9 protein-coding genes are annotated in these 12,259 nt (G+C 72.3%); 3 read left to right on the top strand and 6 right to left on the bottom strand.

Annotated elements, in window-relative coordinates; all coding sequences use genetic code 11:
* Positions 1–21: 21 nt before the first annotated feature.
* The gene (locus NS283_RS17545) at positions 22–1,485 is read left to right on the top strand and encodes a mannitol dehydrogenase family protein (RefSeq protein WP_058598138.1); all 1,464 of its coding nucleotides are present in this window, start codon (positions 22–24) and stop codon (positions 1,483–1,485) included.
* 204 nt (positions 1,486–1,689) lie between these two features.
* Here the strand turns inward: NS283_RS17545 and NS283_RS17550 are convergent, their stop codons facing one another.
* The 3 genes from NS283_RS17550 to NS283_RS17560 all read right to left on the bottom strand — a co-directional run bounded on the left by NS283_RS17550 (position 1,690) and on the right by NS283_RS17560 (position 5,147).
* Entirely contained in the window at positions 1,690–2,661 is a 972-nt protein-coding gene (locus NS283_RS17550; protein WP_081317489.1) for a LacI family DNA-binding transcriptional regulator, read from the bottom strand.
* Positions 2,662–2,800: 139 nt separating this feature from the next.
* On the bottom strand, positions 2,801–3,688 hold the full coding sequence (locus tag NS283_RS17555) for a tagatose-bisphosphate aldolase (RefSeq protein ID WP_058598140.1): 888 nt from the start codon (positions 3,686–3,688) through the stop codon (positions 2,801–2,803).
* Between the two features lie 88 nt (positions 3,689–3,776).
* Entirely contained in the window at positions 3,777–5,147 is a 1,371-nt protein-coding gene (locus tag NS283_RS17560) for an FGGY family carbohydrate kinase (RefSeq protein WP_206542570.1), read from the bottom strand.
* Between the two features lie 83 nt (positions 5,148–5,230).
* Between NS283_RS17560 and NS283_RS18495 the strand changes: the two genes are divergently transcribed.
* Together NS283_RS18495 and NS283_RS17570 are read left to right on the top strand one after the other, a co-directional pair.
* Complete coding sequence (locus NS283_RS18495) at positions 5,231–6,445, top strand: HAD-IA family hydrolase (protein ID WP_193752706.1); 1,215 nt, start codon at positions 5,231–5,233, stop codon at positions 6,443–6,445.
* A 473-nt stretch (positions 6,446–6,918) separates the two neighbouring features.
* A complete protein-coding gene (locus tag NS283_RS17570; protein ID WP_058598141.1) occupies positions 6,919–7,527 on the top strand; it encodes a hypothetical protein in 609 nt (202 codons plus the stop codon).
* Between the two features lie 100 nt (positions 7,528–7,627).
* Here the strand turns inward: NS283_RS17570 and NS283_RS17575 are convergent, their stop codons facing one another.
* The 3 genes from NS283_RS17575 to NS283_RS17585 all read right to left on the bottom strand — a co-directional run.
* On the bottom strand, positions 7,628–10,426 hold the full coding sequence (locus NS283_RS17575; protein WP_058598142.1) for an FAD-binding and (Fe-S)-binding domain-containing protein: 2,799 nt from the start codon (positions 10,424–10,426) through the stop codon (positions 7,628–7,630).
* Positions 10,423–11,460 carry a 1-phosphofructokinase family hexose kinase gene (locus NS283_RS17580; RefSeq protein WP_058598143.1) on the bottom strand — a complete coding sequence of 346 codons (1,038 nt, stop codon included), beginning with the start codon at positions 11,458–11,460 and terminating at the stop codon, positions 10,423–10,425. Before NS283_RS17580 ends, NS283_RS17575 begins: the two co-directional genes overlap by 4 nt.
* Positions 11,457–12,259, bottom strand: an 803-nt coding sequence (locus tag NS283_RS17585; protein WP_058598144.1) for a class II fructose-bisphosphate aldolase, incomplete at its 5' end; no start/stop codon positions are given. The genes NS283_RS17580 and NS283_RS17585, both read right to left, overlap by 4 nt.

Below are 12,259 nucleotides of genomic sequence, written 5' to 3' on the forward strand. Positions count from 1 at the left end.
ATTTGTATAAGAGACCGCCGCATGACCGACCTCACCGCCGCCGCCCTCCCCTCCCTCGCGGCGAACGTGTCCGTCCCGACGTACGACCGCGCGGCCGTGCGCTCGCGCATCATGCACTTCGGCGTCGGCGGATTCCACCGGGCGCACGAGGCGATGTACCTCGACCGCCTGCTCGAGGCCGGCCACACCGAGTGGGGCTTGTGCGGCGTCGGAGTCCTCTCCTTCGACGCCGCCATGCGCGACGCCCTCGCCGCGCAGGACGACCTCTACACGCTCGTCACCACCGCTCCCGACGGCTCCTCCGAGGCTCGTGTCATCGGCTCGATCGTCGACTACCTCTTCGTCCCCGACGACCCCGAAGCCGTCGTCGCCAAGCTCGCCGACCCCGACACCGCGATCGTCTCGCTCACCATCACCGAGGGCGGCTACGGCATCGACGACGCCACCGGCGCCTACGCCCCTCGCGACGAGGCGACGCTCGCCGACCTCGACGGCGCTCTGCCCCCTCGCAGCGTCATGGGCCTGCTGGCCGAGGGACTGCGCCGACGGCGGGATGCCGGCATCCCGGCGTTCACGGTCATGTCGTGCGACAACATCCAGGGCAATGGGCACGTGGCACGTGCGGCGCTCCTCGGTTTCGCCGAGCGCCGCGACCCCGAACTCGCACGCTGGATCGCGCGGAACGTCTCGTTCCCCAACTCGATGGTCGACCGCATCACCCCTGTCACCACCGACGACACACGTGCCGCGATCGCCTCGGAGTTCGGCATCCGGGACCGCTGGCCCGTCCGCGCGGAGTCGTTCGAGCAGTGGGTGCTCGAAGACGCGTTCCCGGCAGGCCGGCCGCCGTTCGACGAAGTCGGCGTGCAACTCGTCGACGACGTCGAGCCGTACGAGCTCATGAAGCTGCGCCTGCTCAACGCGTCGCACCAGGCGATGAGCTACCTCGGCATCCTGTCGGGGGCGCACTACGTCCACGAGGTGTGCACCGACGACCTGTTCGTGTCGTTCCTGCAGGGCTACATGCACGACGAGGCCATCCCGACCCTGCGCCCGGTGCCCGGCATCGATCTGGACGCCTACTGCGATCAGCTCATCGCGCGCTTCGGCAGCGAGGCGATCCGCGACACGCTCGCGCGCCAGGTCGTCGACGGCTCCGACCGTCTGCCGAAATTCCTGCTTCCGGTCGTCCGTGCGCAGCTCGACAGCGGCGGACGTATCGACCACGCCGCCCTCGTGCTCGCGGGGTGGAGCGTGTTCCTCGAGGGTCGCACCGAGACCGGCGAAGAGACGCCCGCCGTCGACAGCCGCCTCAACGACCTGCGCGCGATCGTCGCCGACGATCCGATGGCCCTGCTCGACTACGCGCCCGTGTTCGGCGACCTGGGGCAGAACCCGCGCCTGCGCGAGGCCTATGGCGCGGCGCGCGCGTCACTGGCTGCCCACGGCGTGCGGGGCGCGATCGCGCGGGTCATCGGCGCCTGAGGCTCGCCCCTCCCTCCGGAGCGCCACTGGTCGGGGCAACGCCACGCGGCATCCGCCCCGCCCGAGCGCGCCTGCTCGGGGCGACGCCATGCGGCACCCAAACGCCCCTCGTCGGAGCGACACCACCACCCCGCCAGAGCGCCATGCACGGCCTGAGCGCACGGATGTGCACAGCGGACCTCCGCCACGCACGACGAGCCGCCGTCAGAGGCCGCAGGACTCCCGCTCGACCAGCGACACGTCGATCACGGTGACCTCGTCGAGGTCGACCCCGGCCTCCGGCTGCAGTCGCGCGAACACCCGTTCGGCGGCGAGCGCGCCGATGCGGCGCGGGTCCTGATCGATCACGGTCACGGACGGCGTCAGGGTGTCGGCCATGGGGAAGTCGCCGAAGCCGACGTACGGCATCGGCCGGCCCCGCAGGACGTGCGCGAGAGCCATCGACGATCGCGCGTTCGCCGAGAACAGCGCCGTGGGCGGGTCGTCGATTCCGCGGAGTCGTTGGAGGGCGGATGCCGCGGACTCGCGGTCGGAGACACCCGAGGCGACGAGGCGCTCGTCGACATCGACTCCGGCGTCGCGCAGCGCGCGGCGCCACCCCTCGACGCGCTTGGTCTCGGTGGAGAGGTGCACCATGTCGCCGATGTAGGCGATGCGACGGTGCCCGTGCGAGAGCAGGTGGGTCGTGGCGAGGTGAGCGCCGGCCTCGTCGTCCTCGGTGAAGGTGTCGGTGTGCAGACCGAAGGGAGCGCGGTCGACGAAGACGATCGGGGTGTGCCCCCGCCAGCGTTCCAGCCACGAGTGGTCGGTGCCGACCGGGGCGATCACGAGGCCGGTCAGCTGACGCCCGAGCAGTGACTCGAGGGCGGGACGCTCGTTCGCAGGGTCGTCGCCGAGGCTCGTGACGAGGGTCGAGAGCCCGCGGTCGCGCGCGAGATCCTCGACGGCGCGCGCGATCGCGGCGAAGAAGGGGTCGACCACGTCGGGAACGGCCACGCCGATCACCGACGCGCGCCCGGCGCGGAAGGTGGTGGCGAGCGCGTTGGGGACGTAGTTGAGGTCGTGCATCGCCGCTTCGACGAGCGCGCGGGTATCGGGGAGGACGTGCGGGTCGTCGTTGAAGACCCGAGACACGGTCTTGGTGCTGACCCCGGCGCGCAGGGCGACGTCGCGCATGGTCGTCACAGGGCACCTCCAGGGTCGGGTCGGGCGGCGGATCGGCCCCGCCACCCTATCGCCCGCCCGGCGTCGAACCGGTCCGGCACCGCGTGCACCCGCGGGACGACCGCACGACGCGGGGCGGGCGAGGGGGTCATCAGCGGCCGTCGACGGCGTCGGCGAGCTCGCGCAGGCGCGGCAGCGCGCGACCCGAGAGGAGCTCCTCGCGACGGTCGGCGTCGATCGAGAGGCTGTCCTTCCACAGCGACCGGCCGGCCATCGCGCCCGAGGCGCCGTTGGCGACGGCCGTGCGCACCTGCTCGATGAAGGTCTCGTGGTCGACACCGGCCGACAGCACGGCCCACGGCACGCCCTGGGCGGCCTCGGTCACGCGGGCGCTTGCCTCGGCCGACCCGGGGTACTGCAGCTTCAGGATCTTCGCGCCGCAGGCCACGGCAAGCGCGGCCCCGTCGACGACGAGGTCGGCGAACTTCGCCTTGTACTCCTCATCGCTCTCATCGTCGAGCTGGTAGGTGAGCAATTCGACGATGAGGAGCAGCCCCTCCTCGTCGCACGCCGTGACCAGGTCGCGGATCTCGTGTGCGACGCGGGAATCGGCATCCTGCTTGTCGGGGCGGGTGTACCAGAGCATCTTGGCGACGTCGGCGCCCTGCTCCCGGATCGAGTGCGGCGTGACGCCGGGGACGAAACGCGTGTACTTCAGGCCGTCGACCGTCTCGGCACCCGAGGCATCGAGACCGACGACGAGAGCGGTGTCGCGGGCGAGCACGCCGTCGTCGACGATCTGCGGCAGCGCGACCTCGGGGTCGAGCAGGATCGCGGGGGCGTGGTTGGCGAGGTGGCGCACGAGGTCGGCCTTCACCTCGGCGAGTTCTTCGCGCGAGATGGCGTCCGAGCCGTTCGGGGCGTCCTTGATGGCGGCCTTCATGCCGTTGCGCTGGTCGGCGGCGACGATGAGCATGTGGCCGTCGGGGGTGCTGATCGACTGGAGCGCGCGGCGCTCAAGCGTGGTGAGTGCGTTCATGATCTCTCTTCTCTGGGGTTCATTCGCGCCGGTCGGCGCGGGTGGTCTGTTCGCGCGTCCGGTCGGGACGGGCGCGGCGGGTGGGGAGTCAGGTGGGGACGGATGCCGAGACGAGGCGCCGCGCCATGTCGGCGGCTCCGTACGCGACGTCCTGCTCACGGGTGGACAGGGACGGATTCGGGAGCACCTCGGCCCGGGCACGACGGACGGAGGCCATGCCCGCCCAGCCGCCGGTGAGTGTGGAGTGCGTGGCGGGGGCGACCTCGCGGTCCATGGCGGCGATGAGCTGGGCGATCTCGTCGTTGCTGTGCCGGAGCACGGCGCCGAAGATCTCGGCGGGCGACGCCTCGGTGTGCAGGGTCAGGCGCAGCACGCCGTCGTCGTTGCGGGCGCCGGTGACCTCGATCGCGCCGTCCGGCAGCTCCCCCTCATAGGGCAGCGACATGACCGCGTCGTCGAGAGCGTCGCGTCCGGTGCGGTCGCTGATCCCGGCGGCGTGGAGCGCGCGGCGCAACAGGAGTCCGGTCTTGACGCCCGCGACGAGCACGTGTTTGCCCGGCACGACGTGCCGCACCTCGTTGATGAGCGCTTCGGCGAGACGCTGGCGCGCGGCGAAACCCAGGGGTGCGTCGAGCACGCGCAGAAGGACCTCGGCGGTACCGAGGGAGACGTGATAGCCGTCGGCATCCAGGGTTCCGTTGGCCTGGGCGGCGACGAGGTGATCGTGGCCGGCGACCGTGAGGGCGGCGCCCGCGACGCGGGGACCGAGAGCATCGGATGCCACGCCCCAGGGCAGTCCGCCCCCGCGTAACGGCGGAAGCAGGTCGGCGTCGACGCCGAGCGCGTCGAGCATCGCGGGCCAGGCGGCGCCGGAGTCCTGGTCAATGAGGCCGGTGCGCGAGGCGAGCGAGAGCTCGAGCGCCACGTCGCCGCCGAGGGCCGCGACGACGAACTCGGGGAGGTCGAGCCAGCGGAGGCCCGCGAGGTCGGTGCCCTGGTCGCGCAGCCACGCGAGCTTGGCGACGCTCACCTGAGCTCCGAGCGGCAGGCCGGTGCGGCCGGCGAACTCGTCGCGCACGACGGCGGGGAAGGCGGCGATCTGCTCCCACCCGCGCGGGTCGAACCATGCGAAGCCGGGGCCCGCGGCGGCGCCGTCGGCGTCGATCAGGATGCCGGTCTCTCCCATGCCCGCCACGGCGAGCGAGGTGAGCGGGTCTGCGGTCAGATGTGCCAGCTCGGCGTCGACCCGATCGATCAGCGCGCGAACCGCGGCGACCAGATCGCCGGCGTCGATGTCGGTGGTGCCACCCTCCCCCACACGCCAGGGCGTGGGGACCTGTGCGGCGGCGATCTCGGTTCCGGCGTCGTCGATGACCAGCATCTTGATGCCCGTGCTGCCGAGATCGATGCCCGCGTGGAGGCGCGAGGAGCTCGTCGCCATGTCACCGGTGTCTTGCATGCGCGGCCGTCCTTTCCGGAACTTCTTCGAGTCCCGGAATTTCGAGCATGACACCGGTGACTTGCTACGTCTATCGTGGAGGCATGCCGTCGCCGTGTCAACTTCCCGATTCGCTCGCTGTCGTCGTCGCCGGGACCGCCGGCAGCGGAAAGAGCACGCTCGGTCGCGCGATCGCCGAGCGACTGCGGGCTCCCCTCGTCGACCTCGACAGCGTGACGACGCCGCTCCTCGACGCCCTGCCCGCCGACGCGCTCGGCGGGCACTGGCTCACATCGCCGCACGCGCCCGCGATCCGCGCGGGACGCTACGCCGCGCTTCGCGCCACGGCGGCGGATGCGCTGTCCACGGCCGGCCGCGTCGTGGTCGTCGCCCCCTTCACCGCGGAGCTCGCGGGCGGCGCCGAGTGGGAGGCGCTGCGCACGACTCTCGCCCCCACCGAGCCTCACGTCGTGCACGTCGACGGGGACCCCGCCGTCCTGGCATCCCGTCGCTTCTCACGGGGGGCCACCCGCGACGTGCACCGCCCCGATACCCCGTCTGTCGATCCGAAGATCGAGGTCCTCAGCGTGGATGCCGAGCTCTCGACGGCGCAGCAGCTGGCCCGGGTGCTTCCGGCGCTCGGATGCCGCCGACCGGTCGATACCGACGCGGACATCTTCACGCGCGAGTTCGACGCCGTGCTCTTCGACCTCGACGGCACCCTGGTCGACTCGACGGCATCCGTCGTCCGCTCCTGGCGCCGCTTCGCCGAGCACTTCGACGTGTCGATGGAGGCCCTGCACGCCAATCACGGACAGCCCGCGCGCACCCTCGTGAGCCTGCTCCTGCCCGCCGAGCGGCACGCCGAGGCTCTCGCGCACGTGACCGACCTCGAGGTGACGGATGCCGTGGGCCTGCACCCCATCCGCGGCGCCGCGGAGTTCTTCGCGTCGGTGCCGCCCCAGCGCCGGGCGATTGTCACGTCGGGGTCGGTCCCGATCGCCACGGCCCGCCTGGCCGCGGCGGGCTACGACCGGCCCGCGGTGTTCGTCACGGTCGACGACGTCGTCAACGGAAAGCCGAAACCCGAGCCGTTCCTCCTCGCCGCCGAACGCCTCGGCGTCGATCCAGCGCGCTGCCTCGTCGTCGAAGACGCCCCCGCGGGGATCGCCGCCGCGCGCGCCGCGGGGTGCGCGGTGCTCGCCCTCACCGGGACGACCGCCGAAGAGGAGTTGACCGCCGACCTGGTCGTGGACGGGTTGGACGCTGTCCGGCTGGAGGTCGCGGAGTCAGGAGCGCTACGGCTGGCGGCTCCCTGACCCACCTGAGTCGTTTGCCGCGAATGGTCGCCTCCGCCCTGGTCGAGGCGACCATTCTCGGCAACTCAAAACGCGCGGGGCAGGACAGTTGCCCGCGGAGCAGCTCAGTTGCCGCGAAAGGTCGCATCGGTCAGGGTCGAAGCGACCATTCTCGGCAAACGACTCACGCCGGCCGGGGCCCCGGATGTCCTGCGTCTTGTCAGCCGCTGCCGCGTGGCCGTACCCCGCGGCAGCGGAGAAAGGTCTTCCATGCGTGACGGAACGGACGGTCTCGATACGCTCGCGGCATGTTCCGTCTCACGCGCTGGCGTCTGCGGGCTGACGCACGCCGGTCTCGACGCGCTCGTTTGCGAGTTCTGCTCGCCAGCACCTGTCACGAATGCTCGCATCCGTTCGCGGAACACGCCGTAGCCACCCACCCGTCCGAAGGTCATACCTGCTCGGAGTGCATTCACGAGATCGAGCACGGTTTGATGAGCGGGCCTCCCTGCCGTCAGCCCGTCCCGACCGACCTGCTGCGTCGCGCTGACGCGGCCGCCGTGATGCCCCAGAGCCGCGGCGACGGTCGCCGACGCCGCCGAATCGACGGCGGGGTCGAGCCCGACGTCCTCAACATGCGGGAGGCGACTGCCGCTCTGCTGTTCGGTCTGGTCACCCCGCGCGACGTCATCGCTCTCGCGGCCGATCACCTGGCGACGGGGGATGACGGCGCCTCACTGGCCGCCCTCGCCGCCCTGTACGCCGATGCCACTTCCGCCGACGTCTTCGATCTGAGTTCAGCGGCACTCATCGAGAGGGGGGAGCGGCCACTGGATCGAGATGGCGAAGAGGTTGCCCTTCTCGCGCTGCGAGTCGCATGCCGTCGTTTCCTCGCCGGGGATTGGAAACTCCGCAGCTTCTCCTCGTGGGTGCACGACCGCATCGGTCACACTGGACCTGACGCGGCGCAACCTCTTGTCGATTTCGATGACGAGCTCGACGCGCGCAACACGAGAGACGACCGCGAATATGCCACGAGGGCCGTCGGACTCGCCGCCGCCTTCCTCGCTGAAGCCGGTGGCTCGGCCGACGACGCCCCTTAGCCACGGCGTGGCTGTTGCCGCGGATGCGTCCGAATGCGGCCTGTCGACGGGCGGGCCCCGTTCGGGCTCTCGCTGAGATTGCCGGGCCGAACCCGCACCCCTACCGCGTCGCCCGCTCCAACAACTCCAGCACGTGCACGTACGACTCCCCCGTCGCTCTCGTCATGCCCAGCTCGCACGTGCGGTTGCACGACGCGTGCGCATCGGCTTTCCACCCGGCGACCTCGGCGGCCTCCGGGGCGGTCGCCGCCTCGGTCAGCTCCGGGTGCAGCATGCCGCGGTCGCCCGCGTAGGCGCAGCAGCCCCACGCGTCGGGCACGCGCACCTCTGAAGCCACGGCCTCCCCGAGCGCGCGCAGCGCCGGGTCGATGCCCAGCTGCGTCGACGAACAGGTCGGATGCAGCGCCAACAGCTCGGCCACCGGCGTCGGCGCGAGACGCGGAAGTAGAACGGATGCCACGAAGGCCACGGCATCCACGACCTCCACGCCCTCGTCGCGGAGGGTGGAGGCGAAGCCCTCCGTGCAGCTCGACGCGTCGCAGACGACCGGTAGAGCACCGTCGCGGGAGGCTTCACGCACCGCGGCGCGGACGCGCGCCGACATCGTCGCGTGCCCCTTCGCGTAGCCCTTCGACGACCAGGGCGTGCCGCAGCACAGCGCGTCGATGCCGTCGGGTACCACCGCCGCGACACCCGCGCGCTCGAGCAGGCGCGTGAACGCCGCGGTCGCGCCGATGCCGTCGGCGGGGCCGAACATGCTGCCCACGCAGGCCGGGAGGAAGACCGCGATCGGCTCGACCCCCGAAGAACCGACGACGGACCCCAGCGCCTTTCGCGACGCCCCACCTCCCGGCAGCTCCGCCGAGTACCGCGGCACGGTATCCGTTCCGAGCACCGCGCGCGCGGCATCCGTCATCGTCCGCACCACCGGCGCCGGCACCGCGGAGGCGACCGTCAGCGCGACGGCACCGGCCCGCGTGACCGCGCCCCATCCCGTCGCCGCCGCCGACCAGCCCGCGGCGAGCACCGGGTTGGCGTCCTCGCGGCGGAAGCGCTTCATGAGCGTCCCCGTGTTGATGAGCACCGGGCACGCCGTCTGGCACATGCCGTCGACAGCGCACGTCTGCACGCCGTCGTAGTCGTAGTCCTTGTCGAGCTCCGCGGCGAGGGCACCGTCGCCGCGCTCGCGGGCGGCGACCGAGGCGCGCCGCGCGACGATGCGCTGGCGCGGGGTGAGCGTCAGCGACCGGCTCGGGCACACCGGCTCGCAGTACCCGCACTCGACGCAGCGGTCGGCCTCGGGCTCGATCGACACGGGCGTCTTGAGATTCCGCATGTGCGCGGTCGGATCATCGTCGATGATCACGCCCGGATTCAGGATGCCGCTCGGGTCGAGCAGACGCTTGAGCTCGACCATCACGTCGTACAGTTCGTCGCCGTACTGCCGACGCACATACGGGGCCATCGCGCGCCCCGTGCCGTGCTCGGCCTTGAGGTTGCCCCCGGCGTCGAGCACGAGATCGACCATCGCGTCGGTGAAGCCCTCGAAGCGGCCGAGGGCTCTCGCGCCCTCGAATCGGTCGGTGAGCATGAAGTGGATGTTGCCGTCCTTGGCATGGCCGAAGATGACGCTGTCGTCGTAGCCGAAGCGCGCGAAAAGCTCTTGAAGCCCTTCGCAGGTGTCGGCGAGACGCTCGACCGGCACGACCACGTCTTCGAGCAGCGCCGTGGTGCCCGAGGGCCGGGCGCCGGCGACCGAGGCGTAGAGGCCCTTGCGGAATTTCCACGCGGCGGCGCGGTCGGCTGCGTCGCTCGAGAAGACGGCGGGGTCGAGCAGCGGCTGCTCCCCCAGCACGCGAGCACCGGCTGCGGCGAGATCGCGCAGCGCGGAGGCATCGTCGGCGTGATACTCCACCAGCAGCGCCGCCTGCGTCGTCGCCTCGAAGCCGTGGATCGCGGCGGGCGTGCCGGCCAGACGCTGGCCGACGCGGAGGGACGTGGCATCCATCAGCTCCAGCGTCGCCGCGCCCGTCGCCACCAGCGCCGGAAGCGATCGGGTCGCCGCGTCGAGCGTGGGGAACACCGCGAGAGTGGTGGCGATCGCGGGGCGAATCGGCACCGTGCGGAACGTCGCCTCGGCGACGAACGCGAGGGTCCCCTCCGAGCCGACGACGAGGTGCGCCAGCAGGGCCGCCGGGGTGTCGAAGTCGAGGAAGGCGTTGAGTGCGTACCCCATCGTGTTCTTCATCGCGAACTGCCGCTCGATGAGGGCGACGCTCGCGGGGTCGGCCACGACGCGGGAGCGCAGACGCATGAGCCCTTCGACGAGGGCGGGTTCGCGGTCGCGCAGCAGCGCGTCGGCGTCGGGCGCCGCGGTGTCGACGACGGTTCCGGATGCCAGCACGAGCACGAGTCCGTCGAGGGTGCGGTACGAGTTCTCCACCGTCCCGCACGCCATCCCGCTGGAGTTGTTGGCGACGACGCCGCCGATCGTGCACGCGGCCTCGCTCGCCGGATCGGGGCCGAGGCGATGGCCGTGCCGCGCGAGCCGCGCGTTGACCTGACGCACCGTGGCACCGGGCTGCGAGCGCACGCGGCGGCCGCCGTCGAGCACGTCGATGCGACCGAACCCCTGCCGCACGTCGACGAGCAGCCCCGCGCCCGATGACTGGCCCGACAGGCTCGTGCCGCCCGAGCGGAACGTCACCGGGGTCCGCGAACCCGTGGCTGCGCGCAGGATCGCGCCGACCTCGGCCGCGTCGGCGGCGACGACCACGGCCTCGGGGGTCAGCAGGTAGTGCGAGGCGTCGTTGGCGTAGGCGACGCGGTCGATCGCGCGCGTGCGGATGCGCGAGACGTCGGCGACGGCCGCGGTGACCTCGGGCGCGACGGTGCTCATGCGGTCGCTCCGGCGGTGGACGCACCTGCGGAGGCCGGGAGCTCCCCCTCGGGCGTGAGCGGGCGCGCGAGGTCGGGCGCGGTCTCGACGAGGGCCCGGATGCCGAGCGGCGGCCCCGCGACGACGGTCGAGGCGTGCGCGACCGCGTGCGCCCCCCACTCCGCGGCGCTCGCGGCCGCGACAGCGAGCGGGTCGGCACCCGCGGCGGACGCCGCCGGTGCACGCGTGAGGCCGAGCAGGAAGCCCGCGAGGGCGGCGTCGCCCGCACCGGCGGTGTTGGCGACGTAGGGGGCATCGGCGCGCGCGAACACCGCGCGGTCCGCGGTCACGGCGAGCAGGCCGTCGGCGCCCATGCTCGCGAGCACCGTCACCACACCGCGCGCGACGATCTCTCGCGCCGCCATCACGACGTCGCCGAGGGTCGCGAGCGGACGCCCCACCGCCGCGGCGAGTTCGTCGACGTTCGGCGTGAGCAGGTCGATGCCGGCCGGGTCGGCCAGGAGCGCGTCGAGGGCCGCACCGCTCGTGTCGACGGCGACCCGGGCGCCGAGTTCGCGCGCGACCGCCCGCACGACCCCGAGGTCGACGAGTGAACCCGTCCCCGCGAGCTCGGGCACGCTCCCCGAGATCACGAGCCACGGCTCTGTGCGCGCCGCCAGTTCCGCGCGGAGCGTCTCGATCGTGGCCTCCCACGCCTCGGGCGACAGGGGCGGGGTGGGGGCATTGACCTTCGTCGTCGCCCCCTCGGCGTCGATGATCGACGTGTTCACGCGCGTCGCGCCCGGCACCTCGACGATCCGCAGCAGAGGAGCCGTGAGCCCGCATCGGGCGAAGCGCACGTCGTCGGCGCCGAGCACGACCACGGCGGCGGTGTCGGCTCCCCCGGCGGCGAGGGCGGCCGAGACGTTGACGCCCTTCCCGCTCACCTCGCGCGTGTAGCTGTCGGCGCGGGTGAAGGTCCCTCGGCGTAGGGCGGTGACGCGATACGTGGCGTCGATCGCCCCGGCGGCGGTGAGCGTGACGATGCCGGTCATGCGTCGACCCCGGTCGCGACGTTCCCGGTCGCGACGTTCCCCGTGATGACGTTCCCCGTGATGACGTCGAGGAAGCGATGCACCTCCCCGGCGACCGCCGCCCGTCCCGGAGCGAGCCAGCGGCGGGGGTCGATGGCATCCGGGTCCCGTTCCAGCTCGTCGCGGACGGCCGCGGTCAGCACGGTGTTGAGGTGCGTGCCGATGTTGATCTTGCGCATTCCGGCGCGTACAGCGCCATCGATCCCCGCGTCGGCGACCCCGCTCGATCCGTGCAGCACGAGAGGGACGGGCAGGGCTGCGGCGAGCTCGGCAATGAGCTGCTCGTCGAGCCGCGCGCTGCGCTCGCGCATGGCGTGCTCGCTGCCGACCGCGACGGCCAGGGCATCGACCCCGGTGGCCGCGACGAAGTGAACGGCTTCGGTCACGTCGGTGCGCACGCCCGGAGCGTGTGCACCCTTACCGCCGATCTCGCCGAGCTCGGCCTCGATCCAGGCACCGGCGGCGTGCACGCGGGCCGCGACGGCGGCGGTGCGCTCGAGATTCTCGGCATCCGTGAGGTGGGCGGCGTCGAACATGACGGAGCGGATGCCGACGGCCAACGCCTCGTCGACCAGCGGCTCATCGGTGGCGTGGTCGAGGTGGACGACGACGTCGACCCGCGCAGCCTCGGCCAGGCGCAGGGCCGCGGAGGCGGCCGGGGCCAGCCCACCGTGGAACGCGATGGCGTTCTGCGACAACTGCAGGATCACGCCGGTCTCGGCGGCCTCGGCTCCCGCGACGATGGCCTCGGCGACCTCGA

It is taken from the genome of Microbacterium testaceum, assembly GCF_001476285.1.
GTDB lineage: Bacteria > Actinomycetota > Actinomycetes > Actinomycetales > Microbacteriaceae > Microbacterium > Microbacterium testaceum_B.

Coding starts and splice junctions, on each gene's coding strand:
- NS283_RS17545 (WP_058598138.1), top strand. CDS start 22: ATGACCGACCTCACCGCCGCCGCCCTCCCCTCCCTCGCGGCGAACGTG.
- NS283_RS17550 (WP_081317489.1), bottom strand. CDS start 2,661: ATGCGCGACGTCGCCCTGCGCGCCGGGGTCAGCACCAAGACCGTGTCT.
- NS283_RS17555 (WP_058598140.1), bottom strand. CDS start 3,688: ATGAACGCACTCACCACGCTTGAGCGCCGCGCGCTCCAGTCGATCAGC.
- NS283_RS17560 (WP_206542570.1), bottom strand. CDS start 5,147: ATGCAAGACACCGGTGACATGGCGACGAGCTCCTCGCGCCTCCACGCG.
- NS283_RS18495 (WP_193752706.1), top strand. CDS start 5,231: ATGCCGTCGCCGTGTCAACTTCCCGATTCGCTCGCTGTCGTCGTCGCC.
- NS283_RS17570 (WP_058598141.1), top strand. CDS start 6,919: ATGAGCGGGCCTCCCTGCCGTCAGCCCGTCCCGACCGACCTGCTGCGT.
- NS283_RS17575 (WP_058598142.1), bottom strand. CDS start 10,426: ATGAGCACCGTCGCGCCCGAGGTCACCGCGGCCGTCGCCGACGTCTCG.
- NS283_RS17580 (WP_058598143.1), bottom strand. CDS start 11,460: ATGACCGGCATCGTCACGCTCACCGCCGCCGGGGCGATCGACGCCACG.